Here is a 25,527-nt window from a genome sequence, read left to right as displayed (position 1 = left end):
AACTTTAAGACCTTCGCCATGCACGGAGGCATGGAAAGCTCTGTATGCCATCCGGTTCAGATTACCCAGAGCGGGGGACGGGCCATGATCGTTTCCGAAATGCGAGCAGCAGCCGCCACAGCAGCGCGATCGGCGGTGCCCGACACCGTGCCGGGCACCGCGGGCTGGCTCGCCGAGCCCGTCGCGCGATCGGCGGCGCCCGACGCGCTGCCCGGCGCCGCGAGCTGGCTCGCCGAATCCGCTGTGGAGCACTCGGTTACCGCCGGGCGAGCACAGTCCGTGATGGACGTCATCGACGACATCGTCGGCGACATGCGTCCTTGATCAGCGGCGCCGACAACGTGCCGACGGCCGAGGACGCCGATCTCTATTTGGCCGGCCTCGGATTGAAGCCGTCACATGTGACAGCGGAAACCCGAACAGTTCTGGGCCGAGTTAATCGAATTCTGTACGCCAGCTACGTTCCCGGCACGGCGGAATTTCTCCGTGCACTCTGCCCGGACATAGTCGATACTTCGGAATTCTATGTACACGGTTCCGATCGGCTGCGCACCTATAAAACGATGGCGGCGCGCGCGCTGGAGGCGGCGATCGAGATGCCTCCGGTAGCGCTGGCCTTGTACGGACATCCCTTGCTGTTGTCGCTGCCGTCGGCTATCTGCCTGCGCGCCGGTCCGCGCCTGGGTGTGCGGGTACGCACGCTGCCGGGCATCTCCGCATTGGATTGCCTGATGGCGGATCTCGGGATCGACATCGTCGGCACGGGCGTCCAGATGCACGAGGCCACCGACATCCTGCTGTATCGACGGACGCTGCAGCCGGAGCTGGCCGCGGTCATCTGGCAGGTCGGCTTGCTGGGCACGCGGCTGCACAGCGCCGACACCGGCAACACGCCCGACCGCATCCGGGAGCTGGGCGAGTATCTGTCTCGCTTCTACGCACCGGGCCACCCCGCCACGTTGGTCGTCTCGGCGATCACCGATGAGCCCTCACGCCTCTACCACTCGACGGTGGGGCAGCTCGGTGAGGTCGGTGAACTACTCACCCCCGCGACAACGCTGTATCTGCCGCCGATACCGGTGCCAGAACGAGTGGACAGCGACATCGCCGCCCGGTTGACGAACCCGGACTATCTCGACGCCGTCACCCTGCCCACAGGAAATTCGTGATCCAGTCCCGGATCGCCTCGGAATAGTCCAGCAACGCGGGGAATTCGCGCGGCACGTGGCCGATGTCGGGAAACTCCACCAGCCGAGCGGGCGCGCGACCGTCGGCCCGCAACGCGTCGTGCAACTGGCGCCCCTCTCCCGGCGGAGTGCAGCGGTCGCGCCCGCCGACGATCACCAGCGTCGGAGTGGTGATCTCGCCCGCACGGCGCAGCGGATTGCGGCGAAGCGCGGCCCCCGTGGCGAAGGTCTCGGCGAACCGCCGGATGTTCGACGTCCGCTGAAAGCTCGTCCAGTCGGTGATCGGCGAACTCACCACGGCGGCCTTGAACCGGGTGGTCTCCGTGAGCAGCCACGCGGTCAGATACCCTCCGTAACTCTCTCCGCCCACCGCGGTCGGCAGTGCGCCCAGCACCTGCGCGGACAACCAATCCAGCCCGGACAGGACGTCTTCGGTGTCGACGCCGCCGAGGTCGCCGACCAGCCGCGCCACCGATTCGCGGCCGTCACCCACGCTGCCTCGCGGATTCGGCCGGAAGATGGCGATGCCTTCGGCGAGCAGATAGCTCATCGACGCGGGCCGCCCTTTCCATTGATCCGCCGACACGCTGACCGGCCCGCCGTGCACCCACAGCAGCAATCCGCGCGGCGCACCGGAGGGCAGCGTGAGCAGGCCATGGATTTCCGTGCCGTCCGAAGACTTCCAACTCACCCAGCGCGAGGTGACCCCCCGCAGGCCGGTGTCGTCGGCTGTGCCGCCGACAGACCAGATCCGCCTGCGGCGACCCCGGGTCAGCTCGACGAGTCCGGTGGGCGTGTCGAGGTTCTCGGCGATGGCGAAGATACGCTCGCCACCGACAACCACCTTCGGGAACCGGCGGGCGCCCCCGAGAAAATCCAAACCCTCCCAGAGAGTTTCGGCGCGCTGCGTTGTGGCGTCGATGGTCGCGACGATATTGCACGGCCCCCGCAGGCCTGCCGCCACGAATCGCCCGGAGTGGTCCGACCGAGCCAGCGAGGTCGCGTCGAAACCCGCCCGGAACGACGCGCTGACACCGGAGACGAGATCGAGTACCCGTACATCGCCCGCGACCAGCCCTCGATCACTGCACACCCCCTCGATGAGGCCGACCCATCTTCCATCGAGAGATGCGGCAAGCCAACCGAGTTGCGGCTGCGAGCCGAACCCGGTCATCGGCCGATACAGCAGTTCGGTCGAACGGGATCCCAGCGCCAGCCGGACGACACGGCTGCTGTACCACGAATCCTCGGACGCGTCGTCGGACACCAGTAGCACGAGCGCGTCGGGGCCACACCAGATGGCCTCCCAGACGTTGAGCCCGGGCGAGGTGACTCGCTCCCAGTCCCCGGTGACCGGATCCAGCACGGCCAGCCACCGTGTAGTCACCGGCGCGGCGTCCGAAGCGGGAGCCGCCTTTCCGACCCGGTCGGACCCCAGCGCACCCGCTCGATCGACGCCGTCGGGTGCGACGCCGATCAAGATCCTTCGGCCGTCGGGGGACCACTCCACGTATTCGGCCCAACCGGGCAGCGGAAACTCTCTGCCATTCCGGCTCGCGTCCGGTTCGACGATCCACAGCTGATGAGCGTCGGAGGCATCCGACTCCCGAATCGCCGCCAACCGGCCGCTGTCGGGAGACCATGTCGCCGCCCCGTGGATCTGCCGATCACCGGGTAACTCGCGCAGCGACCGCCGCTCCGGATCGATCAGGTACAAGCGTCTTTCGGGCGGGCGGCCGAGTTCGCGCTGCACCACTCCCGTGCAAGCGACGTGGCGCCCATCCGGGGCCGGGCACGGGTCGGCGAGATCGCCGACCGCGCCGAGCAGGGGTGCGAGCGTGCGGGAAAACCAGTCGGCAAGGCTGTACCGATCCGGCATGGTCGCCCCCGTTCGTCAATTCCGGTCGTGACCGGTCAGCGCGGTGAGTGGCAGGGAGCCGCGGTCCAGCAGCGCCGTATGGGCCGCGGCGAGTGTCAGGCCCGAACCGACCATCTCGCGGATATGGTTCGCGATCGCCCGGGCACCGACCGCGTAGCCCAGCGCTTGGCCGGGCCAGGCCAGGTAACGGACGACTTCCTTGCGGACTTGGCCGACGTCTTGGAGAGTGTGCCGCGCCATGAACTCCACGGCCTGCTCCACGCTCCAGCCCCGCACATGCAAACCCACGTCGGTCACCAGTCGCGCGGCCCGCCAGCGCTGGTGCATCAGCAGACCCAGCCGGTCCAGCTCGCTGAGCTCGAGGCCCATCTCCGCATGGAGGGTCTCGGCGTAAACCGCCCACCCCTCGGCGAACGCGTTGACCGGAAGCAGCCGCAGCACCTCGGGCACCGCGTCGTTCTCGTCGAGGAGCGCGATCTGCAGGTGATGCCCGGGCACGCCCTCGTGCATCGCGAGCGGTAGCACTTCCGACGACCTCGTCGAGGTCGGCAGCATGGCATTGACGAACAGCGACCCGGGGCGCCCGTTGCGATACGACGACGGACCGTAGAACGCGGGCGGACCCGTCGACGCGTTCGTCTCCGGCATCGGTTCGACCTGGCAGGGTGCCATCGGCCACCGCTCGACCAGCACCCGGCTCGCCGAGGTCAACAGCTCGTGCGCGTCGGCGAAGCGCCGCATGATCTCGTCGCCGGGAAGCAGCTCTCGCGCGAAATTCCGGCCGGAGAGGGCGGTGAACTCGGCCTCGGTCGCGCGCAACAGATCCAGGCCGATGGCTTCGAGCCGCTCGGGCGACAGCGGCACGCTCGTTCCGCGAAAGATCGCCTCGCGATAGCGGTCCGGACCCGCCGGCGAGATCGCCGACGGCGCGGCGGGCACGGCCGTCGCGAGTTCCGCGACGGCCACCGAACGCAGCTCCGCCAGCGCCCGGTAGACCCGCTCGACGACCTCCTGTGGGATCTCGGCGACCGAATTCCCCTGCTCGCGAGCGGCGCTCATGCCGTGCAGCAGCGGGTCGGGGCCGCAGGCACGGGTCGCGAAAAGCGTGTCCACCTGGCTGATGAACGCGTGCAGCACCGGCGCCGAACCCCGAACGGTCTCGCTCGCGGCCGCGATCTCCCCGACCAGCTCGGACACATAAGCGGGGAAGGCCCGCAGCCGCTCGACATACGAATCGAACCGCGGATCCTCGCGCTGCGGCCAGGAACGCGACGCCCAGCTCAGCCGAGCCACCGGGCCGGTCATGTGGTTGAGCTCGGAGATGTCGCGCGATGTCGCGAGCGAGGCGGCGGACAGCAGATGGAATCGCATCGCGGCGCGCAGATCCTCGCAGGTGCGGTCACCGCCGAATTGATCGAGTTCCTTCAGCAAGAGTTCGATACGATCACGCACGGCGTCGCGCCCGCCCTGCGTCGGATCCTCCCACAGGACCGGAGGTAGCCTCCCCGCCTCGATCGCGGCGTCGGGGGTGACCGACCACACGGATTCGAGAATGTCCCTCGAGTAGGCCGCAACATCCCGCTCGCGCATCATGCCATGGTATCCCCGGTCCACGTCTCCGTCGCTGGAATCGCGTCCTACCAGGGGTTTCAGGACAAACCGAGCGAACGTCGCAAGAAGTCGAGCTGATGGAGCAACAGGTTGGCCACCACTCGTTCGTCCGTCGGCTTGTGCGTCGCGCCGGAAAGCGGAAGCACCTCGTGCGGATGTCCCGCGGCGAGCAACGCCGCCGACAGTCGCAAGGTGTGCGCGGCGACGACATTGTCGTCCGCCAACCCGTGGATCAGCAGCAGTGGCCGGGTCGGTTCGGCGGACGGCGCGAGGCCGGACGCCGTGACCAGGGAGTTGGCGGCGTACACCTCCGGTCGCCGATCCGGGTGGCCCAGATATCGTTCGGTGTAGTGCGTGTCGTACAGGCTCCAGTCGGTGACCGGCGCACCCGCGATCGCCGCGTGGAACACATCGGGTCGCCGCAGCACCGCCAGCGCGGCGAGATAGCCGCCGAAGGACCATCCGCGGATCGCGACTCTGCTCAGGTCCAGCGGGTACCGCGCGGCGAGCGCGCCGAGCGCGTCGACCTGATCGTCGAGAGTTCCGGCCAGGTCCGCGGCCACGAGCCGCTGCCGTGCCGGATTCTGGCAGGCCATACCGCGACCGTCGACCACGATCACCGCGAATCCCTTGTCGGCCAGCCATTGCGCTTCCAGGTAGGCGCGCTGGTCGCACAGCACCCGCTGGCCGTGCGGGCCACCGTACGGGTCGAGCAGCACCGGAAGCGGATCGTCGCCGGAATACCCGGTCGGCAGCAGCACCGCGGCCGGATTGTGCTGCGCTCCGGCCAACTGCAGATGAGGCCGGGCGGTCAGCACCGGCGCTGCGGAGAAAGCCGGGATTTCACCGAGGACGTTGCCGCCGCGCAGAATCCGCGTCCGAGTGTCGGTGCTCGCGAGCGTATTGGATCGCACGACGATGACATCGCCGCCGCGGGTGGCCGAGTGCACCCCTGGTTCGCTCGTCAGCCGAACCGTTCCGTCACGGCCCCAGCGGTACACGTGGATCTCCCCGATCTCGCGGTGCCGGGGGGACGCGGTTTCGCAGGCGGTGAACAAGATGTCGTCGTCGCGCACGTCCAGCACCGCCCGCACGTGCAGCTCCGGCGCGGTCGCCCGCTCGTCGTCGACGAACAGCGCGCGCGTCGTCGCGTCGTCGCGCACGCGCACGAGCCGCCCCGCCGGTGTGCGGGCCGGCACACCGGCGACCAGTTCGAGCCAGACCTCATCGGCTTCGGCGGCCACGAGATCGGTCCGGCCGGTTTCGACATCGACCGCCAGATGATGCTGCGTCCGTTGATCACGGCTCTGGACCAGCAACAGCGGCGGCCCACCGGCCGTCCAGTCCACCCGCGCCAGATACGGATAGGCGTCGCGATCCCACTCGATGTCGACCCGATTGCCGTCCAGATCCACCACGTGCGCGGTGACATCGGCATTCGCGGTCCCGGCTGCCGGATAGGCGAGTTCGGTGGGTGGCTGCTGCGGATTGCGGCTGTCGGCGATCCACCACCGGTTCACCGGCGCCTCATCGATACCGGTGATCAGCAGATGCTGCGAATCGGGCGACCACCAGAAGCCGCGATCCCGGCCCATCTCCTCGGCCGCGATGAACTCCGCCAGACCGTACTGCCTGGTGTCGTCGACACCGCCGATCACGACGTGGTCTGTGGCGCTATCGATTTCGAACACCCGCACCGTCGGCCCCGACACGTAGGCGACCAAGCGTCCGTCCGGCGAAAGCCGTGGATCGAAAATCGGTCCGTCGAGCTTGTGCTCATCGACCGCACCGGTATCGACGTCGGCCACGTAGAGCGTCTCCGCCAAGACGAAGACCACTTTCGAGACCGCGGCATCGGTGGCGTACCGGACGATTCCGGTAGCGGCCTCGCGCGCCCGCTCGCGCAGCGCGCGTTCGCGCGCCGAACTGGTCTGCGTCCGCGCGCCCAGCAGTTCGGCCGAATCCGCGATCATCCGCTCCACGCCGGTCTCGACGTCGCGTACCCACAGCGACGTCACGGAATCGGTGCCCGACCGCGAACGCAGGAAGACCACATGGCGCCCGTCCGGAGCGACCGCGCAGTTACGCGGCACGCCCAGCGTGAAGCGCTGGGTGCGCGCGGATTGGACGGGAAACTCGGTCACGTCGGTCATGAGACGATGCTAAGCGCAGCGATGCCCTCGCCCTGCCCTCTGCGTCCACGGCGGCGCTTGATTCGGGCGGTTCACCAGCGAGACGTTCGAGGCCGCGCCCTCGCATAGGCCCCCGATCGGGTCCGCCGATGCGCGGCCATCGGCTTTCGCCGCCGGGGAACACGCACGCGGCTATGGCAGGCGCGGCCGCGATCACGATTCGTCGAGCGCCGCCGCCATCTCCGTGCGCGGCGCCTGCTGCCCGGTGAACAGCTCGACCTGGCCGTAGGCCTGATTCAGCAGCATCTGCAGACCGCTGACCACCGTGTGCCCGGCCCGGGCCACCGCCTCGGCCAGCGGGGTCGGCCACGGGTTGTAGATCGCGTCGAGCACCACCGGCGCCTCGGCCACCGCCGGGGCGACGACCGCGGCCGCCGTGGCCGGAATGGTGCTCACCACAGCGCCCGCCGCCGCGCAGATCGCGTGCAGCGGCCCGTTGTCGAATCCGGCGAGCGACGCGATCATGCCCAGTCGCTCGGCGAGTTCCAGCGCGCCGCGCGCCCGTCCGGCGTCGCGGGCGACCACGGTCACCGACTTCGCGCCCAGCTCCGACAACGCCAGCAGAGCGGGCCGCGCGGTGCCGCCCGCTCCCAGCACCACGGCATCGGTCAGGTCGGTGACACCGCCGCCGCGCAGCGCGCCGAGCACGCCGTCCACGTCGGTGCAGTCGGCCAGCCAGCCCGCGTCGCCGCGGACCAGGGTGTTGGCCGATCCGACCAGCACGGCCCGGTCGGTGCGCTCGTCCGCGTAGGCCAGCGCCGCTTCCTTGCCGGGCATGGTCACCGACAGCCCGACCCATTCCGGCCCGAGTCCGTCGACCAGTCCGGGCAGCTGTTCTGCCGAGCATTCGATGCGCTCGTAACTCCAGTTCAGTCCGAGCGCGCGATACGCGGCCAGATGCAGCTGTGGCGATCGCGAGTGCGCGATCGGCTTGCCGAGCACCGCCGCCTTGCGATCAGCGCCCACCGCTGTCCTTGGAACTGTCGAGGATGCCGCTGCGCTGTGCCCGCGCGATCAGGCGCAGATGCTCCTGATAATCGTCGGTGAACAGGGTGGTGCCCTGCTTGTCGACCGTGACGAAGTACAGCCACGGCCCCGCCTCCGGATTCTCCATGGCACGCAACGCGTTCAACGACGGCGCGGCGATCGGAGTCTTGGGCAGGCCGCGCATCGCGTAGGTGTTCCAGGCGGTTTCCTGAGCGCGGTCGGCGTCGGTGGTCGCCACCTCGGTGCGATCCAAGGCGTAGTTCACCGTCGAGTCGAACTGCAGCATCTGATCGGCCCGCAGCCGGTTCACGATCACCCGCGCCACTTTGCCCATGTCCTGGGGTTGCGCCTCACGTTCCACCAGCGAGGCGGCCACCAGCGTCTGATACGGCGTCAGTTTCGTGTCGGCGCCGGATTGCAGCAGTCCGGTGGATTCGTAGCTCTTCGCGCTCGCGGTCACCAACTGCCGCAGGATCTCCTGCGGTGTGGCGCTGGGATCGAAATCCCAGGTACCCGCGGCGATGAGGCCTTCCAGCTGCCTCGTCCGGTCCGGGCAGTCCTTGACACCCTGCATCGCCCACGCGGGCACCCCTAGCGCGGCCAGGTCCAGGCTCGCGCCCGCGGCATCGAGCTGTTCGTAGGTCACGCACTTCTGGTTGGCGCCGGTGCCGATGCAGCTGGCTTCCGCGATCTTGCGGTAGATGCCGTCGTAGCGCCCGCCGGTGTTCATGTCGTGCTGGTCGTGCAGCAGCCGCCCCTCGGAGACGACCAGATTGCCGACCCTGGACTGTTTGCTGACCAGCGTCGCCACCGCCTCCGCGGCGGGGCTCTGGCTGGGGATCGCGTAGAAGCCGGGCTGCACCGAGTTCATGTTCGAATTACGCACGGCCGCTTGGAAGAACGCGCCCGTGCTGGCCACGACACCGCGCTCGACCATGGTCGCGGCGATCTGCTGCGAGGTGTCGCCGGGATGCACCTGCACCACCACCAGCGGTCCCCCCGGCCCTGCGAAGTCTTTCGGCGGAGCCAGACTGCCGATGAACTTCATCCCGGCGAAGACGACGGCGCCTGCGAAGAGCAGCACGAAGACGCCCGCGACGACCCAGAGGGTGCGGCGGCGCTTCTTGCGCTCGGCGGCTTTACGCGAGGCGACCCGGGAGCGCTTACCGCGCTGCGAGCGGCCGGAGCGTTCGGGCTTGGCGCGTTTCGACTCCGCGCGTTCGGAGTCAGCGCGCTTCGAGCGGCGCGGCGCTTCCGCACGCGCGGCCCTCGGGCGCTGTCCGCCACGCCGCGGGGGCGGTGGTGGCGGTGCGGGCTCCGGCTCCTCCTCGTCGTCGACGTAACGGGGGATGACGGTGGTGTCGTCGTCGTAGTCGTCGTACCGGTCACCGTCGTACTCGCCCCAGGCCCGGTCGTCTCTCCGGTAACGCCGATCAGCTTCGCGCTGTCGGAACAGTTCCTCGGCCCGCGCCCACCGATCCGTCATGCATCGTCCCCGGGCGACGCAGGACGTCCCGCTTCCACCGACCTCAACACCGCACTCCGTTCGTCCAACCATCCTTGCAGGATCGACACGGCCGCCGCCTGATCGATCACCTGCCGCTGGCCACGCGCGCGAACTCCACTGTCCCGCAATGCACGTGCAGCTGACACCGTAGTCAAACGTTCGTCGGAAAGCCGGACCGGCACCGACCCGACAGCAGCCCGCAATCGCTCAGCGAATGCGCTGGCCAGCGTAGCCGCAGTGCCCTTCTCCCCGCGTAATGTCCGCGGCAATCCGACGATTACCTCGACTGCCTCGTACTCCCGCACAATTTCGGCAATTCTTTCGATATCGGGTGCGGGAGCCGATCGCCGAGACTGTTTCGCGCGCGGCACGGTCTCCACCGGGGTGGCGAGAATCCCGTCGGGATCGCTCGCGGCGACCCCGATCCGGACACTGCCGACGTCGACGCCGATCCGCCTGCCCCGACCGGGGTCGGTGGCCGGATGCGGCCGGTCGGCGCCGCGCTGCGCCGACCGCTCCGGTTCCGTTGGATCGCCCATCACCCGGCGAGTTCGGCCACCCGTGCCCGGACCGCGGCCAGGCCGGCCGGAATGCCGGAGGGGTCCGAGCCGGCGCCCTGCGCCATCTCCGGCTTGCCGCCGCCGCGTCCCGCGATGCTCGGGCCGAAGCTGCCGACCAGATCGCCCGCCTTGATGCCGAGCTCCTGAGCGGGCTTGTTCACCGCGACCACGAACGGCACCTTGCCCTCGGCGTTGCCGAGCAGCACCACCACGGCGGGCTCGCTGCCGAAGCGGCCACGGATGTCGGTGGCCAGGGTGCGCAGATCCCCCGCGGAGACGCCCTCCGGCGCGGCCACGGCGACCAGCAGCAGCCTGCCGATCCGCTCGGCCTCGTCGACGAATCTGCCCGCCGAGGACAGCACGGCTGCCATCTTCGTGCGCTCGAGCTCTTTCTCGGCCACCTTGAGCCGCTCCACCAGCTGCTCTACGCGCGCGGGCACCTCTTCGGAGGGCACCTTCAGCGCGGAGGCGACACCGGCCAGCAGCGCGCGCTCCTTGGCCAGGTACTTGTAGGAGTCCAAGCCGACGAACGCTTCCACGCGACGCACGCCGGAGCCGACCGACGACTCGCCGAGCACCGTGATCGGGCCGATCTGGGAGGAATGTTGCACGTGCGTGCCACCGCACAGCTCCATCGAGAACGGGCCGCCGATCTCCACCACGCGCACCTCGTTGCCGTAGTTCTCGCCGAACAGGGCCAGCGCGCCCATCTGCTTGGCCTTGGGCAGATCGGTGACGAAGGTGTTCACCGGGAAATCGGCGCCCACCGCGTCGTTGGAGACGGCCTCGATGTCGGCCTTCTGCTGCTCGGACAGCTGGCCCTGCCAGTTGAAGTCGAAGCGCAGGTAGCCCGGCTTGTTCAGCGAACCGGCCTGTACGGCGTTCGGACCGAGCACCTGCCGGAGGGCGGCATGCACCATGTGCGTGCCGGAATGGCCCTGCGTGGCGCCGCGCCGCCAGGCCGGGTCGGCCTGCGCGAGCACGACGTCGCCCTCGGTGACCTGGCCGTGCTCCACCGTGGTCTTGTGCACCCACAGCTTCTTGGCGATCTTCTGCACGTCGTTGACGCGCAGCTTCAGACCCGAGGAGGCGGTGATGGAGCCGCGGTCGGCGATCTGGCCGCCGGACTCGGCGTAGAGCGGGCTGCGGTCGAGGATGACCTCGACGTCCTGGCCGGCGGTCGCGGCAGGCACCCGGACGCCGTCGGCGATCAGGGCGAGCACGGTGGCCTCGGAGGTCAGCTCGTCGAAGCCGGTGAACTCGGTGGCGCCCCGGTCGACCAGTTCCTTGTAGATCGTCAGATCGGCGTGGGCGTGCTTGCGCGCCTGGGCGTCCTCCTTGGCGCGCTGGCGCTGCTCGGCCATGAGCGAGCGGAAGCCGTCCTCGTCGACCGACAGGCCGGCCTCGGCGGCCATCTCCAGCGTCAGATCGATCGGGAAGCCGTAGGTGTCGTGCAGGGTGAACGCGTCCGATCCCGCGATCGTGCTGCCGCCCCGCGCCTTCACCGCGGCGGCGGTGTTGTCGAAGAGGGTGGAGCCGGTGTTCAACGTCTTGAGGAACGCCGTCTCCTCGCCGACCGCGACGGTCTCGATGCGGCGGAAGTCGGTGGCCAGCTCCGGGTAGGACGGGGCCATCAGGTCGCTGACCACCTTCATGAACTCGCTCATCACCGGCTTCTCGGCGCCGAGCAGGCGGGCCGAGCGCACGATGCGGCGCAGCAGGCGGCGCAGCACGTACCCGCGGCCGTCGTTGCCCGGGTTCACGCCGTCGGCGATCAGCATGGCGGCGGTGCGGGCATGGTCGGCGATCACGCGGAAGCGCACGTCGTCCTCGTGCTGGACACCGTAGGAGCGTCCGGTCAGTTCTCCGGCCTTGTCGATGATCGGGCGCAGCAGGTCGGTCTCGTAGACGTTGTCCACGCCCTGCAGCAGCAGCGCGATGCGCTCGACGCCCATACCGGTGTCGATGTTCTTCTTCGGCAGCGACCCGACCGGCGGGTGCCCGAGCTTCGGGCTCAGCTCACCGCGGACGTCCTGCATGAACACCAGGTTCCAGATCTCGAGGTAGCGGTCCTCGTCGGCGACCGGTCCGCCGTCGCGGCCGTACTCGGGGCCGCGGTCGTAGTAGATCTCCGAGCAGGGGCCGCCCGGGCCGGGCACGCCCATGTCCCAGTAGTTGTCCTTGCCGTCGCGGAACTGGATGCGCTCCTCGGGGATGCCGGCGACCCGCTTCCAGATCTCGGCGGCCTCCGGGTCGTCCTGGTACACGGTGACCCAGATCCGCTCGGGATCGAACCCGTAACCGCCGTCGTCCTGCGGCTTGGAGATCAGCTCCCAGGCGAGGGTGATCGCCCCCTCCTTGAAGTAGTCACCGAAGGAGAAGTTGCCCGCCATCTGGAAGAACGTGTTGTGCCTCGTGGTGACGCCGACCTCTTCGATGTCGCCGGTCCGCACGCATTTCTGCACGCTGGTCGCCCGCGGGTACGGCGGCGCCTCCTGACCCAGGAAGTACGGCTTGAACTGGACCATGCCCGCGTTGACGAACAGCAGGTTCGGGTCGGCCAGGATCAGCGAGGCACTCGGCACCTCGGTATGGCCGGCACGGAGGAAATGGTCCAGGAAACGCCGTCGAATCTCGTGGGTCTGCACGAATACCCAGCCTACCGGTGCCGCGCACGCGAATTTTCATCGACCGGGCTCCGCGCGCGTCCCCGCGACCGGTCAGCGAACCCAGGCGCGCAGCGGCTCGCTGTCCAGCGTCATGCCCACGGGAGCAGGCAGTTCGACAGTCTTCCCGAACGCCCGCCGCACGGTCTTGCTGTACACACCGTCTTCCGGCTCGCTGAACACGACCACCTCGCAGCTGTCCCGGTCCACCAGCAGGTAGACCGGGATACCGGTCTCGGCGTACGCGCGCGGCGTCTCGACCCGGTCCCGACGATCGGTGTCGGTGTCGTACGAGGTCACTTCCACAATCATGAGGACTTTCGCCGGGTCGGCCCATTCGCCTCACCTGCGAAACTCCCGTCGGGGGCGAACACCCCATCCGGACGCACCCGCCCCTTCCGGTACGACTCGACCTGCAAACCGCGCTCCGGATACAGCCACATCTCCGGCCGTTGCGGAACGAAATGGCGGGCCGACCAACGGATGACCTTCACCGATACCGACACAGTACGCCTGGTACTGGGCGGATCAGCCGCGGACGATGCGGCGCAGCTTGTCGATCCTGGGGCCGATCTCGCGTTCGTGGCCGTGGTCGGTGGGGTGGTAGTAGTCGACGCCGACCAGTTCGTCGGGCGGGTATTGCTGGGCGAGCACGCCGTCTTTGTCGTCGTGGGGGTATCTGTAGCCCTGCGCGTTGCCCAGCGCCGCCGCGCCGGGGTAGTGGCCGTCGCGCAGGTGGGGCGGGACGGGGCCCGCCTTGCCCGCCGCGACGTCGGCCATGGCGGCGCCGATCGCGGCCACAACGGCGCCGGACTTCGGAGCCGTGGCCAGGTGGATCGTTGCCTGCGCGAGCGCGAGGCGGCCTTCTGGCAGGCCGACCAGCTGCACCACCTGCGCGGCGGCGGTCGCGGTCTGCAACGCCATCGGGTCGGCCATGCCGATGTCCTCGCTCGCGTGGATCATCAGCCGTCGCGCGATGAAGCGCGGGTCCTCCCCCGCGCTCAGCATGCGGGCCAGGTAGTGCAGCGCGGCATCGACGTCCGACCCGCGGATGGACTTGATGAACGCGCTGATCACGTCGTAGTGCTGGTCGCCGGCACGGTCGTAGCGGACCGCGGCCTTGTCGACGCTGGCCTCGACCAGGTCCACGTCGACGGTGCCGTCGAGCGAGGATTCCGCGGATGCTTCCAGGGCGGTCAGCGCGCGGCGGGCGTCGCCGCCCGCGATCCGGACGATGTGATCGAGCGCGGCGTCGGTCACGGTGTACTCGCCGCCGAGGCCGCGTGGATCGCCGATCGCGCGGCCGAGCACCTCGCGGATGTCGGCTTCGGTCAGCGACCGCAGCTGCAGCACCAGCGAGCGCGACAGCAGCGGCGACACCACCGAGAACGACGGGTTCTCAGTGGTCGCGCCGACGAGCAGGACGATGCGGTTCTCCACCGCGGCGAGCAGGGCGTCCTGCTGGGTCTTGGAGAAGCGGTGCACCTCGTCGATGAACAACACGGTCTGCTCGCCCGCCGACAGCCGCCGCCGCGCCATGTCGATGACCGCGCGCACCTCTTTGACCCCGGCCGAGAGCGCCGAGAGCGCTTCGAACCTACGGCCGGTGGCCTGGGAGATGAGCGAGGCGAGGGTGGTCTTCCCGGTGCCGGGCGGCCCGTACAGCAGCACCGACGCGGCGCCCGAACCCTCGATCAACCTGCGCAGCGGCGAGCCGGGCCCGAGCAGATGCTGCTGGCCGACCACTTCCTCCAGCGTGGCCGGGCGCATGCGCACGGCCAGCGGCGCGCCCGCGTCCCGGCGCACCACAGTGTCGATCGAATGCTCCGGGGGCACCGCGGCTCCGGGCACGTCGAACAAACCATCGCTCACGGCAGGAACGTTACCCAGGCGCACCGACAGCGCGACATGCCGTGGCGCGCCCTCGCGGTCCGCACCGCGAGCGGCACACGGAGTTGCGCGTCGCCGGTACTTCGGATGGGATCGGTACCCGTGACTGAAAACGCATCCGTTTCAGATCCCTCGTCCACTTTGCGCTTCGCTCGACGCGTGCTTTTCCAGGGCAGCGCCGCCACCGCGACCGTGGTGCTGGCCGCCGGGCGTGCCGACGCCGCGACAACGGTGTTCCGCCACGGCGTCGCCTCGGGGGACCCGCTGCCCGACGGCGTGATCATCTGGACCCGCGTCACCGTCTCCGACGACGCGGCGCCTGGCTCGGGCCTGGGTGACCCGGCGACCGTCCGGTGGGAGATCGCCGCGGACGAGCGGTTCGCCTCGACCGCCGCGTCCGGCACCGTGACGACCTCGGCGGACTCCGACCACACGGTCAAGGTCGACGTTTCCGGCCTGACTCCCGGCGTCGAGTACTTCTATCGGTTCAGCGCACTCGGCCAGACTTCGCCGGTGGGCCGCACCAGGACCGCGCCCGCCGCGGCCGACACACCGGACCGCCTTCGGTTCGGCGTGGTGTCGTGCGCGAACTGGGAGGCAGGCTACTTCGGCGCCTACCGCCATCTGGCCGCTCGCACCGACCTGGACGCGATCGTGCACCTGGGCGACTACATCTACGAGTACGGCCGCGGCAAGTACGGCGGCCGCGACGGCGCCGTGCGCGCGCACGATCCGGCCAACGAGATCGTCAGCCTGGCGGACTACCGCATCCGCCACGCCCAGTACAAGACCGACCCCGATCTGCTCGCCCTGCACGCCGCGCTGCCGTTCATCTGCACCTGGGACGACCACGAATCCGCGGACAACTCCTGGTCCGGCGGCGCGAACAACCACGATCCCGCCACCGAGGGCAGCTGGGCGGACCGGCGCGCCGTTTCCGCGCGGGCCTACCTGGAGTGGATGCCGGTCCGCGCGTCCGGCTCCGGCGCGGATGTGCGGATCTACCGCAGGCTGCGCTTCGGCACCCTGGCCGAACTCGCCATGCTGGATCTGCGCAGCTACCGCGACCAGGAGGCGAAGCCGGGGGCGAACTGGCGCGAGGCCGACAACCCGGCGCGCACCATCACCGGTAAGGCGCAGATGGAATGGCTCACCGCCGGCTTGGCCTCCGCTCCGGTGCGGTGGAAGCTGGTGGGTAACTCGGTCATGATCGCCCCGCTGGTGTTCCCGCCGCTCGAGCCCGCCACCACGGCGGCGATCACCAGCACCATGGGCCTCCCGCAGGCCGGCCCCTCGTTGAACGGCGACCAGTGGGACGGCTACACCGCCGACCGCACCCGGCTGTTCCGCGCCATCGTCGACCAGCAGATCTCCGACGTGCTGTTCCTGACCGGGGACATCCATTCCTCATGGGCCGCCGACCTGCCTCTGGACGCGGCGGGCTACCCGGGCGGCGCGACGGCGGGCGCCGAGTTCGTGGTGCCGTCGGTGACCTCGACCAGCATCGGCGACATGCTCCGGGCGAACTCCGCTCCGATCGCCGAATCGATCAAGACGGTCAACCGCCATTTGCGGTACGTCGAGTTGGATGCCCACGGCTACGGCGTCCTGGAGATCACCGCGGACCAGGCGCAGATGGACTGGTACTACCTGCTGAACGTGGCGGACCAGAACTCCGGTGTTCGCCATGGCGCATCGTTCGCCGTCCGCTCCGGGGGCCGGATCGAGCCGAGGCAGATCCCGCTCGGCTGAGCGCTGCCGTCGACCACTGGCGTCCTCCCCGGCACGCTACCGGCATTTCGGTGCCGGGACCGCACGACGATGCGCGTCCCGGTGCTGTGCCTGCGGGCGTCGACCACCTGGAGGCCGCCTTACTCGCACGCAGGGCGGGTGTCGCCGAGAGCGGCCTGATGCACGCGAACTCGACGCAGCGGGCTTACTCGCCCCAGCGTTCTTCCAGCCGCGCCGACACGTCCTCGGCGAAATCCCCCACGATGTCGTCTCCCGTGCACCGCGCGTCCTCGGCGAGCGCGGCCCAGCGGTTGATCAGCGCCGCCGAACGCGGCACCGAAAGGCCGTGCTCCCTGGCGGCGGCGATGCGGGCGTGGTCGGCGGGCAGGAACCAGTAGGTGGACAGCCAGACCCAGATCAACCGGGCTTCCAGGATGCGTTCGGCCAGCTGGTCGTCGTCGGCCAGCGCGGGCCACACGCCGACGACCTCCGCACGCCAGGCCTCCACCATCTGGCGCGCCCGCTCCCGCGAGAGCTCGAGATCGCACAGGCAGCCGGGGAAGGATACCAGCGCGTAGGCGATGTCCAGGGTGGCGTCGCGGAATCCGCCCCACTCGTAGTCGAGGAAGCGAGCGCCCTCCTCGTTCAGGATCACATTGTCCGGGCAGAGGTCCGACGGGCTGAACGCGCGGAAGCGGCCCGCGGAGTACAGGCGGTTGCCGCGCACGATGCGCTCGGCGATCTCGCCGGGCACCTCGATGCCGAGCTCGCGCTCGAGCAGACCGGGCACCTCGGCGATCGCCGACTCGGCCTGCTGGGCGATGCCGTCGACCCGGTGCACCACATCGACCCGGCGCAGCAACGCGACGAAGTCGGCTTCGCGCCCGACCGTGGCGGCATGCATCCGGCCCAGCGCCTGGGCGAACGCCATCAGGGCGTTGCGGGTGGCGGGCTCGGCGCCGGAGCGGAGCACGGCGGTCAACAGGGAGTTCTCACCGAGGTCGCTGAGGATCAGCAGACGGTCGGGAAGGCTGTGGGCGATCAGGTACGCGCCCGGCCGGTGCTCCCGGCTCAACGCGGTGGTGAACTGATACGACACCGTTTCGCGCAGGAACGCGGAGTCGATGCTGGCGACCCCGGGCGCCAAGCCGCTGGTCCGGCGTTCCTGGGCGGCGCCGCGAACCTGCTTGATGATCAGGGTTCGCGGCAGCGAGAAGGCATTTTCCGCTACACGCACACGTAGGACCGTCGTCCTACCACTACCGCTGAGTTCGATCGGATCGCTCAGCTTTACCGGAGCACCCATTCGCTTTGTGAGCAACTGTTGCGCTGCGGACACGACTTCGGCGGCGCGTTCGGCCAATAGTGCGGTCATCGCCTCTCAAAGTACTCGCTCGGGGTCACTTCTAGCGAGCGGTTACACAACCTTTCCGCGTCGCTCGGCGTGTCCGCGGCACGGCCGGACGGCGCCCGCCGGTCGCTTGACACCTCCGCACCCGTCGGGTTTTGTCATCGTCAACTGCCCTGCGCCACACCGCAAACCAGTTGAGTGGAAAGGTCTACGCATGACCGACACCCCGCCTCCCGCACCCAAACAATCAGCTGGCGGCGCTCCCTCCCAGCACGACGACGCACGCTCCGCCGCGCGGCCGGGGCAGCACGTGAACCCTGATCCGCAGGCTGCCGGCCCCAGGACAGGGCACGCCCCCCACGAGATGGCAGGCCCGGGCGGATACCCGCAGTACGAGGGGCCCGGCGCGGCGCATTACGGCAACGAACCACCGCAGCAGGCCCCACCTGCCGGCATAGGCCACCCCGGTTACGGCCCGCAAGGCACCGGGCCGGGCTGGGCGCCCTCCGGTCCGGCGCCCGCCCAGGAGCCGGTCTACGGCTACCAGCAGGTGCCCACCGGTCCGGCCACCCTGGACGTGGGCCGGGCGCTCAGTTACGGCTGGGCGCGATTCCGGTCCAATCCGGGGCCGTGGGTGGGGGTGACCGCGGCGGGCCTGGTGATCTACCTGGCATTCGTGCTCGTCGTGCAGGTCGCCGACCCTACGACGATGCTGCCGCTGCTGCTCGTCTTCCTGGCGGTCATGGCCGCGATATGGCTGCTGCAGGCGGCGATGGTGCGTGGCGCACTGTATGAGACCGACGGCACGCCACCGCCTTTCGGCGCCTACTTCCGATTCGTCAACGCGGGCAACGTGCTGCTCACCGCACTGCTGGCGTTCACGCTGACCTTCCTCGGGTCGGCGCTGTGCCTGCTTCCCGGGTTGATCGCGGGATTGCTGTGCGTGTTCTCGCTGCACTTCGTCGTCGATCAGGACCAGGGTCCCTTCGAGGCGCTGAAGTCCAGCTTCACGCTGGTGGTCGCCAACGCGTGGCAGGTGCTCCTGCTCGCGCTGGCGGTGCTGGTGATCACGTTCCTGGGGCTGCTGCTGTGCGGGTTGGGGCTGTTGGTCGCGGGCCCGGTCGCCGTGATCGCGGTGACCTACGCCTACCGAGTGCTCACCGGAGGCATCGTCGCCGCGGCGTGACGCAGGGTCACTTCTCGATCAGTGAGCGCATGCCGATCCAGCGCTTGAACCGTTCCACAGGACCGGCCTCGCTGCCCGCGCGCGGCCGGAGCTGGAGCACGATGATCCCGGCCACGATGATGCCTGCCATGTTCACCGCCAACTGCCCCGCGGACAGGAACGCCACCCGCCACTCCCCCAGGGTCGCCGCGACCACGGCGAAGCCGGCCGCGGGCACGGTGGTCACCGAGATGAACACCCCGACCAGCGCGGCCGATTTCGCGGTCACCAGCGACAGCATGCCCGCCGCGCCCGCGAGCAGCGCGACGACCAGGGAGAACGGCCCCACCTGATAGATGAAGTCGACCTGCTCGACGCTGCTCACCCCGTCCATGGTGATCCAGCCGACCTGCTCCCACACCAGCGTCGCGAGCAAGGTCACCATCATCGCCACCGGAAACCCGACGGCGAGCGCGATGGCCGAGCGACGGGCGAGCCCGAAGTCTTTGCGCGCCAGCGCCACCGCGAACGCCGCCAGCGGGCCGAACTCCGGCCCCACCACCATCGCGCCGACGATCGTCACCGGCGAATCGGTCGCGACACCTACGGCCGCGAGCAGGCACGCGATGGTCAAGAACGCCAGAAACGTCGCGTTGAGCCTCGACTCCTCGTGCGTCTGTGCGACCAGTTCCTCCCACACCACCGCGTCGCTCGGATCACCGGGCGCCTCGTGCACCGCGCGCTCGCCCGCCTCCGACAGGACCGTCTCGACCGGCGTGAGCGTCATCCCGCCGGATCGGCAGACGCCGAGAGCGGTCAGGTCCTCGAGCACGTCGTTGGCAGCCTCACGAGCCACGTCCGCTTGCACCAGATCGCCCTTCGGCTCCAGCGCGATGCCGCGGGCCAGGGTCACATGCGTGACCCCCGGATCGGCGGCGAGCACCGCGAGCACCTCGTCGGTGAGTTCGGGCGGGCTGATCAGGCGCAAGTGCAGCAACGGGTTTCCTCGCGGTCGGGCAGACGGAGCTGACCAGAAGGTACCGTCCGGGTGAGCGCTCCGCTACGACGCGGCCTCGGCGTGCTCGCCCTTCTTCTGCTCCGGCTTGACGTCCAGACCCGCCTCTTTGCGCTGCAGCTCGCTGATCGGCGCGGGCGCGTCGGTCAGCGGATCGACGCCACCGCCGGTCTTCGGGAACGCGATGACCTCACGGATCGAGTCCTCGCCCGCCAGCAGTGCGGTGACCCGGTCCCAGCCGAAGGCGATGCCGCCGTGCGGCGGCGCGCCGAAGGCGAAGGCGTCGAGCAGGAAGCCGAACTGCTCCTGGGCTTCCTCCGGCGTGATGCCCATCACGTCGAAGACACGTTCCTGCACGTCACGACGGTGGATACGAATCGAGCCGCCGCCGATCTCGTTGCCGTTGCAGACGATGTCGTAGGCGTAGGCCAGCGCCGAGCCCGGATCGGTGTCGAATGTGTCCAGCGACTCCGGCTTCGGCGAGGTGAACGCGTGATGCACGGCGGTCCAGGCGGAGTGGCCGACCGCCACGTCACCGCTCGCGGTCGCCTCGACGGTCGGCTCGAACAGCGGCGCGTCCACGATCCACACGAACGACCAGGCGTCCTCGTCGATGAGACCGACCTTGCGGGCGATCTCGACCCGCGCCGCGCCGAGCAGCGCGCGCTGCGCCTTCGCGGCGCCCGCCGCGAAGAACACGCAGTCACCCGGCACCGCGCCGACGTGCTTGGCCAAGCCGTCGCGCTCGGCCTCGCTGAGGTTCTTCGCGACCGGGCCGCCCAGAGTGCCGTCCTCGTTCACCAGCACGTACGCCAAGCCCTTGGCGCCGCGCTGCTTGGCCCATTCCTGCCACGCGTCGAGCTGCCGCCGTGGCTGGCCCGCGCCGCCCGGCATCACCACCGCGCCCACGTAGGGCGCCTGGAACACCCGGAACGGGGTGTCCTTGAAGTAATCGGTGCACTCGGTGATCTCCACACCGAAGCGCAAGTCGGGCTTGTCGCTGCCGAAACGGCGCATGGCCTCGGCGTAGGTCATGTGCGGGATCGGGGTCGGGATCTCGTAGCCGATCAGCTTCCACAACGCGACCAGGATCTCCTCGGCCAGCAGGATCACGTCCTCCTGGCGCACGAAGCTCATCTCGATGTCGAGCTGGGTGAACTCGGGCTGCCGGTCGGCACGGAAGTCCTCGTCGCGGTAGCAGCGCGCGATCTGGAAGTAGCGCTCGATGCCGCCGACCATGAGCAGCTGCTTGAACAGCTGCGGGCTCTGCGGAAGGGCGTAGAAGCTACCCGGCTGCAGGCGCGCCGGCACCACGAAGTCGCGCGCGCCCTCGGGGGTGGACCTGGTCAGCGTCGGGGTCTCCACCTCGACGAATTCGTGGCGGGCGAGCACCTCGCGGGCGGCCGCGTTGACCTTGGACCGCAGCCGGATGGCATGCGCGGGGCCTTCGCGGCGCAGATCCAGGTAGCGGTGCTTCAGGCGCGCTTCCTCGCCGGGCTGCTCGTCCAGCTGGAAGGGCAGCGGGGCGCTCTCGTTCAGCACCTCGAGTTCGGTGACGTTCACTTCGATGGCGCCGGTGGGCAGTTCCGGGTTCTCGTTGCCGCTGGGCCGCGGTTCGACGGTGCCGGTGACGCGCACGCAGTACTCCGCGCGCAGCCGGTGGGCCTGCGCGGCGGGTTCGCCCTCGCGGAACACCGCCTGGGCCACGCCGGACGCGTCACGCAGATCGATGAAGATCACCCCACCGTGGTCACGCCGCCGGGCCACCCAGCCGGTGAGAGTGACGGTCTGACCGGCATGCTCGCTTCGCAGCGAACCAGCCAAGTGGGTGCGCAGCACGGGGTTCCTTTCGACGACTCTGGCACCGGCGCGGTGTGACCAGGTGCGAGTCCATCGTAGTGAGACACATTCGGTGAGTGGAAACCGATATCGACGCGCCCGTGCCAAGCTGTATCCGAGGGAGTGTGAACCGGGGGCCCGGACCGCCGCGGGTTGGGTGACCCCGGGGGACGAGCGAGAAAGCGACGACGATGACCTTCAACGAGGGCATGCAGATCGACCCCGACCGGGTTTCGTCCGGCGGTCCCGGCATGGGCGGCAAGCTCGCGCTGGGCGGCGGCGCGGGCGGGCTCATCGTGCTGGTGCTGGCGCTGCTGCTGGGTGGCGACCCCGGATCCATCCTCGGCAGCTTCACCGGCGCGCAGGACCAGAGCCAGACGCAGCCGGGCACGGCAGGCACGCCGAGCCACTGCAAGACCGGCGCGGACGCCAACAGATACGTCGACTGCCGGGTGGCACTCACCGCGCAGAGCCTGGACGCCGTGTGGTCGGCCGAGCTGCCGAAGCAAGCGGGCAAACGCTATTCGCAGCCGAAGGTCGTGCTCTTCTCCGGAGCCACCTCGACCGGATGCGGCAACGCCACCAGCGAGGTGGGACCGTTCTACTGCCCGGCCGACCGGACCGCCTACTTCGACACCAGCTTCTTCCAGGAACTGGTGGATCGCTTCGGTTCCAGTGGCGGCCCGCTGGCGCAGGAATACGTCGTGGCGCACGAGATCGGCCATCACATCCAGAACCTGCTCGGTGACATCGGCCGCGCGCAGCGCGATCCCAGGGGCGCGAACTCCGACGCGGTGCGCACCGAATTGCAGGCCGACTGCTACGCGGGCATCTGGGCGCACTTCGCGGACAAGCAACCCGCGCCGGGCAGCGACCAGCCGTTCCTGAAACCGCTGTCCGACAAGGACGTCAACGACGCGCTGTCGGCGGCCGCCGCGGTCGGCGACGACCGCATCCAGCGCGCCGCGCAGGGCCGGGTGAATCCCGAAGCGTGGACCCACGGTTCGTCCGATCAGCGGCAGAAGTGGTTCCTCACCGGCTACAAGACCGGTCAGGTCCGCGCCTGTGACACGTATTCGGCGCCGGACCTGAACAACCCGTCCGGTCTGCGATAGCAGCGGATCCGAGCGATACAGCGCGCCGACTCCCGCCGAGGGTCGGCGCGCTGTCATGATCTACGGCAGTTCGCCTGTGCCGCAGGTGGACACGGACAGCACCGGAAGATGGGATCGATGCGAGTAACGAAAGCCGTTCTGCTGGTTGTGACGCTGATCGTCGCGGTGGGCTCGGGCGCCGCGACGGCCGACCCGGCACTGGATCGCCCCAGCGCGCTACCGCCGATCGCCGCGCCGCTGGCGCTGTTCACGCTGACCACCATTCCCGACGGTTGGCAGACGCGGACGGATCTGCGCCCGCAGCTGGAGATCTTCGCCGACGGCAGGGCGGTGAGCAGCCCCGACGCGGTGGCCGCCGAGCGTCGTCCCGAGACTCCGCCGAAGCGGATCGACGGGCATATCCCCTCCGACGTGCTCAGCGCGGCGCTGGCCGAGACCAAGGCGCTGGCCACGGCGGACCTGGGCGTGCCGAAGGCCACGGACCAGAGCAGCCGGATCATCGACCTCATGCCGCAGTCGCCGTCGGACGACGTGCACCTGGTGGTGTACTCGCCGGACACCACCGAGGGGCTCGGCGCGGAGCAGCAGGCCGCACGCAAACGCTTCGCCGACCTCTACCGGAAATTGATCGACTCGTTCGTGCAGGACAACTGAGACTCTCGTCGTCACCCGGCCCGGCGGCGGTGATCCGTTCGGGCCGGGTACGGCGCCCGGCCCGCTCGGCGTCGCGTCAGAACTGGTCCTGCTCGTAGTCGGAGCTGATGATCTCGTCCGAGTGCGTGGCACCGATGACATCCGGCGTCGACTCGCCCAGGGGGCCGGTGAGGTCGTCGTTGCCGGTGGGGCTCGAGTAGGGCTGCACCGTGCGCGAGTGTTCCTCGTCGTTGGCGCGCTGCCCCGCCGCGCCGGCCGGGCCGCCCATGAAGCTGCTCGATCCGGCGGGGGTCGTACCGGCCGGTGTGCCGGTACCGAGCGACATGCCCGGTACACCGGAGACCGGCCGGATCGGCGGGACAGTGGTGCCGGGCAGGCCGCTGGCTTTGGGAACCGACGGCGTGCTCGGGCTGCCGGGACGGCTGGGGCTGCTGCCCAGCAGACTGCTGGGCGTGCCGTGGCTGGTGCTCGGACTGTGCGGGGTGCTGTGCACCGACGACGGCGTGGTCGTGGGCGACGTGGTCCCCGGCGTGGCGGAGTCCAGGCCCGCCACCTTGGTCGCGGTGTCCGAAGCGGTGGACTGCGCCTGCTCCAGGATCGGTTGGCCGACGTTCTCGGCCAGAGCCTGGGCGACTTCCTGCGGCGCGGGCCCGCCTCCCGGCGCGACCAGCTGCTGCACCATCCCGCTGAGCTCGGCGGTCTTACCCGCCAGGTCACCGCGGGTGGCGTTGACCACGCCGACGGCCTGACCGAGGTGTTCGGTGGCCGACGCCATCAGCGTCGCCTGGGCGGGCGGGGTGAGGATCACCGGCGCGAGCGCGGTGGCCTGGGTGGCGAACGACGACGCGATGCCGAGCAATTGCGCGTTGCCCTGCTGCACCACCGCGGCGGCCCGCTGCGTGAGTTCGGAGATGTCGATGCCCCGCTGGCTGGTCTCCTGCCCCTGCACATTCGCCTGCTGACTCGCCGCCTGGGCGTTGCGCGCGGCCTGGCTCTGCCACAACTGCTCGACCGTGCTCATGCTGCCCTTGCCCACCTGCATGGCCATCTCGATGACCTTGGAGGACTGGCTGAGGATCGCGGTCGGGTCGAACGCGCCGATGACGCCGGTGCCGAAACTGCTCAGCAGGTCCAGGATCGGCTTCATCAACATGTCGACGCCGGGCAGCGCGGGCACCGCGACGCCCTGCAGCAGGGCGGCCACCGGATCGGCGGGCAAAGCGGGCAGCGAGCCGGCCGCGGCCGCCGCCTGATTCACCGTGCTGGCGATCGCGCTCGGCGCGGCGGCGAGCGCGCCGTTCAGCACGCCGTTCGCCTGATCGAGCGCCGTCTCGATCGCGGGTGCCGCGACCTGGTCGAACGCGGTGTTCGTGTCCCCGAGCAGCGCCGAGGCCTGATGCGCGACGCCGTGCGCGTCCTCGGCGCTCGGCGCGCCGTTCAGTCCGGGCAGACCGGCGGGCACGGTGGCCGACTGCTGATCCTCGGAGATCTTGCGCGACAGCACGAACGCGGGCGGCTCGATGGGGGGAAGGTCTTCGGGCAACTGCGGCAGCGGCAGGTCGAGCACCGCCTGGGCCGGTGTCTGCTGCAGCGCGTCGAGCACGGCCTGCTGGCCGATGGCGACGTTCTGCTCGGCCGCGTGCGCGACCGCCTCGTCCTGCGGCGCGATGAGGCCGCTGTCCAGTGGTCTCATACCGCGCCCCCGATCTGGCCCGCGATGGACCCGAGCGCACCGGCGTTGGACCAGTCCACGGCGTCGTACGCGGCGGCGGCGCTGAACGCCGAGTCGGACAGCTTGGCGTACCTGGCGGACAGATCGTTGATGTCCTTGGCCTGCAGCACTTGCGCCGCGGCGAACATCGCCAGGTAGTCCGCCCCGATCAAGCCGAAGACCGGCACGAGCGCCGAAACGTTCTTCACCGCGTCGAAATTGCCCGCCCCCGCGAGATCACCGGCGATACCGGCGTTCGTGGCGGCGAACGCCCGGACCGCTTCGGTCTCTACCGAGAGATCACTCATCGAGTTGCCCCCCAAATCGTCGTACAGATCCGCGTCATGCAGTTTTCGAATCCGCCTACCCTGCCGAATCGGCAAGGGCCGCTACGGATGCGCTCAATATAGCGGACCGGACCGGCATGTTTCGAGCCCGAACGCGCCGCAGGACCGGGCGAACCGGAC

At 69.6% G+C, this 25,527-nt stretch carries 19 protein-coding genes and 1 pseudogene; 6 read left to right on the top strand and 14 right to left on the bottom strand.

Annotated elements, in window-relative coordinates; all coding sequences use genetic code 11:
• Positions 1-99: 99 nt before the first annotated feature.
• Entirely contained in the window at positions 100-324 is a 225-nt protein-coding gene (locus tag U3653_RS24315) for a hypothetical protein (RefSeq protein WP_195082329.1), read from the top strand.
• Positions 321-1,169, top strand: coding sequence for an SAM-dependent methyltransferase (locus U3653_RS24310; RefSeq protein ID WP_195082328.1), 849 nt, complete (start codon positions 321-323; stop codon positions 1,167-1,169). The genes U3653_RS24315 and U3653_RS24310 overlap by 4 nt, the downstream gene beginning before the upstream one ends.
• On the opposite strand, the gene U3653_RS24305 is transcribed toward U3653_RS24310, so the two are convergent.
• From U3653_RS24305 to U3653_RS24265, 9 genes and pseudogenes are all read right to left on the bottom strand, one after another.
• A complete protein-coding gene (locus U3653_RS24305; protein WP_195082327.1) occupies positions 1,144-3,066 on the bottom strand; it encodes a S9 family peptidase in 1,923 nt (640 codons plus the stop codon). The genes U3653_RS24310 and U3653_RS24305 overlap by 26 nt on opposite strands.
• Positions 3,067-3,081: 15 nt before the next feature.
• A complete protein-coding gene (locus U3653_RS24300; RefSeq protein WP_195082326.1) occupies positions 3,082-4,656 on the bottom strand; it encodes a DUF885 domain-containing protein in 1,575 nt (524 codons plus the stop codon).
• 59 nt (positions 4,657-4,715) lie between these two features.
• Positions 4,716-6,830, bottom strand: coding sequence for a S9 family peptidase (locus U3653_RS24295; protein ID WP_195082325.1), 2,115 nt, complete (start codon positions 6,828-6,830; stop codon positions 4,716-4,718).
• A gap of 192 nt (positions 6,831-7,022) precedes the next feature.
• Complete coding sequence (locus U3653_RS24290) at positions 7,023-7,835, bottom strand: shikimate dehydrogenase (RefSeq protein ID WP_195082324.1); 813 nt, start codon at positions 7,833-7,835, stop codon at positions 7,023-7,025.
• Entirely contained in the window at positions 7,825-9,342 is a 1,518-nt protein-coding gene (gene mltG, locus U3653_RS24285; RefSeq protein ID WP_195082323.1) for an endolytic transglycosylase MltG, read from the bottom strand. Before mltG ends, U3653_RS24290 begins: the two co-directional genes overlap by 11 nt.
• The gene (ruvX, locus tag U3653_RS24280; RefSeq protein ID WP_195082322.1) at positions 9,339-9,902 is read right to left on the bottom strand and encodes a Holliday junction resolvase RuvX; all 564 of its coding nucleotides are present in this window, start codon (positions 9,900-9,902) and stop codon (positions 9,339-9,341) included. Before ruvX ends, mltG begins: the two co-directional genes overlap by 4 nt.
• Positions 9,902-12,571, bottom strand: coding sequence for an alanine--tRNA ligase (gene alaS / locus U3653_RS24275; RefSeq protein ID WP_195082321.1), 2,670 nt, complete (start codon positions 12,569-12,571; stop codon positions 9,902-9,904). Before alaS ends, ruvX begins: the two co-directional genes overlap by 1 nt.
• 72 nt (positions 12,572-12,643) lie before the next feature.
• A pseudogene (locus U3653_RS24270) lies at positions 12,644-12,910 on the bottom strand (Uma2 family endonuclease); the annotation flags it as partial.
• Positions 12,911-13,117: 207 nt separating this feature from the next.
• Complete coding sequence (locus U3653_RS24265) at positions 13,118-14,461, bottom strand: replication-associated recombination protein A (RefSeq protein ID WP_195082320.1); 1,344 nt, start codon at positions 14,459-14,461, stop codon at positions 13,118-13,120.
• Positions 14,462-14,566: 105 nt separating this feature from the next.
• Between U3653_RS24265 and U3653_RS24260 the strand changes: the two genes are divergently transcribed.
• The gene (locus U3653_RS24260) at positions 14,567-16,231 is read left to right on the top strand and encodes an alkaline phosphatase D family protein (protein WP_195082319.1); all 1,665 of its coding nucleotides are present in this window, start codon (positions 14,567-14,569) and stop codon (positions 16,229-16,231) included.
• Positions 16,232-16,415: 184 nt separating this feature from the next.
• Here the strand turns inward: U3653_RS24260 and U3653_RS24255 are convergent, their stop codons facing one another.
• Complete coding sequence (locus U3653_RS24255; RefSeq protein WP_195082318.1) at positions 16,416-17,585, bottom strand: phosphotransferase family protein; 1,170 nt, start codon at positions 17,583-17,585, stop codon at positions 16,416-16,418.
• Positions 17,586-17,775: 190 nt separating this feature from the next.
• Here U3653_RS24255 and U3653_RS24250 point away from each other — a divergent pair, with 190 nt between their 5' ends.
• The gene (locus U3653_RS24250) at positions 17,776-18,747 is read left to right on the top strand and encodes a hypothetical protein (RefSeq protein ID WP_323124417.1); all 972 of its coding nucleotides are present in this window, start codon (positions 17,776-17,778) and stop codon (positions 18,745-18,747) included.
• Between the two features lie 7 nt (positions 18,748-18,754).
• Here the strand turns inward: U3653_RS24250 and U3653_RS24245 are convergent, their stop codons facing one another.
• On the bottom strand, positions 18,755-19,723 hold the full coding sequence (locus U3653_RS24245; protein WP_195082317.1) for a DUF389 domain-containing protein: 969 nt from the start codon (positions 19,721-19,723) through the stop codon (positions 18,755-18,757).
• A gap of 63 nt (positions 19,724-19,786) precedes the next feature.
• Entirely contained in the window at positions 19,787-21,580 is a 1,794-nt protein-coding gene (gene aspS, locus U3653_RS24240) for an aspartate--tRNA ligase (protein WP_195082316.1), read from the bottom strand.
• A gap of 191 nt (positions 21,581-21,771) precedes the next feature.
• Here aspS and ypfJ point away from each other — a divergent pair, with 191 nt between their 5' ends.
• Both ypfJ and U3653_RS24230 read left to right on the top strand, forming a co-directional pair.
• Positions 21,772-22,695 carry a KPN_02809 family neutral zinc metallopeptidase gene (gene ypfJ, locus U3653_RS24235; protein ID WP_195082315.1) on the top strand — a complete coding sequence of 308 codons (924 nt, stop codon included), beginning with the start codon at positions 21,772-21,774 and terminating at the stop codon, positions 22,693-22,695.
• 117 nt (positions 22,696-22,812) lie between these two features.
• On the top strand, positions 22,813-23,349 hold the full coding sequence (locus U3653_RS24230; RefSeq protein ID WP_195082314.1) for a hypothetical protein: 537 nt from the start codon (positions 22,813-22,815) through the stop codon (positions 23,347-23,349).
• 76 nt (positions 23,350-23,425) lie between these two features.
• Here U3653_RS24230 and U3653_RS24225 read toward each other — a convergent pair whose 3' ends face one another.
• Positions 23,426-25,042: a hypothetical protein gene (locus U3653_RS24225; protein ID WP_195082313.1), complete on the bottom strand. Its 1,617-nt coding sequence runs from the start codon at positions 25,040-25,042 to the stop codon at positions 23,426-23,428.
• Positions 25,039-25,368 (bottom strand): type VII secretion target, encoded by a 330-nt coding sequence (locus tag U3653_RS24220; RefSeq protein WP_195082312.1) that lies wholly within the window; start codon positions 25,366-25,368, stop codon positions 25,039-25,041. The genes U3653_RS24225 and U3653_RS24220 overlap by 4 nt, the downstream gene beginning before the upstream one ends.
• Positions 25,369-25,527: the final 159 nt, after the last annotated feature.

It is taken from the genome of Nocardia implantans (assembly GCF_035544775.1).
In the GTDB taxonomy this organism is placed as follows: domain Bacteria; phylum Actinomycetota; class Actinomycetes; order Mycobacteriales; family Mycobacteriaceae; genus Nocardia; species Nocardia implantans.
Note: the sequence above shows the minus strand (reverse complement) of the source record. Positions and strands in the feature narration are given on the sequence as shown.

What these genes read in the sequence shown, in the direction of transcription:
- U3653_RS24315 (WP_195082329.1), top strand. Translation starts at nt 100, where the DNA reads ATGCGAGCAGCAGCCGCCACAGCAGCGCGATCGGCGGTGCCCGACACC.
- U3653_RS24305 (WP_195082327.1), bottom strand. Translation starts at nt 3,066, where the DNA reads ATGCCGGATCGGTACAGCCTTGCCGACTGGTTTTCCCGCACGCTCGCA.
- U3653_RS24300 (WP_195082326.1), bottom strand. Translation starts at nt 4,656, where the DNA reads ATGCGCGAGCGGGATGTTGCGGCCTACTCGAGGGACATTCTCGAATCC.
- U3653_RS24295 (WP_195082325.1), bottom strand. Translation starts at nt 6,830, where the DNA reads ATGACCGACGTGACCGAGTTTCCCGTCCAATCCGCGCGCACCCAGCGC.
- mltG (WP_195082323.1), bottom strand. Translation starts at nt 9,342, where the DNA reads ATGACGGATCGGTGGGCGCGGGCCGAGGAACTGTTCCGACAGCGCGAA.
- ruvX (WP_195082322.1), bottom strand. Translation starts at nt 9,902, where the DNA reads ATGGGCGATCCAACGGAACCGGAGCGGTCGGCGCAGCGCGGCGCCGAC.
- U3653_RS24260 (WP_195082319.1), top strand. Translation starts at nt 14,567, where the DNA reads ATGGGATCGGTACCCGTGACTGAAAACGCATCCGTTTCAGATCCCTCG.
- U3653_RS24255 (WP_195082318.1), bottom strand. Translation starts at nt 17,585, where the DNA reads ATGACCGCACTATTGGCCGAACGCGCCGCCGAAGTCGTGTCCGCAGCG.
- U3653_RS24250 (WP_323124417.1), top strand. Translation starts at nt 17,776, where the DNA reads ATGACCGACACCCCGCCTCCCGCACCCAAACAATCAGCTGGCGGCGCT.
- ypfJ (WP_195082315.1), top strand. Translation starts at nt 21,772, where the DNA reads ATGACCTTCAACGAGGGCATGCAGATCGACCCCGACCGGGTTTCGTCC.
- U3653_RS24230 (WP_195082314.1), top strand. Translation starts at nt 22,813, where the DNA reads ATGCGAGTAACGAAAGCCGTTCTGCTGGTTGTGACGCTGATCGTCGCG.
- U3653_RS24225 (WP_195082313.1), bottom strand. Translation starts at nt 25,042, where the DNA reads ATGAGACCACTGGACAGCGGCCTCATCGCGCCGCAGGACGAGGCGGTC.
- U3653_RS24220 (WP_195082312.1), bottom strand. Translation starts at nt 25,368, where the DNA reads ATGAGTGATCTCTCGGTAGAGACCGAAGCGGTCCGGGCGTTCGCCGCC.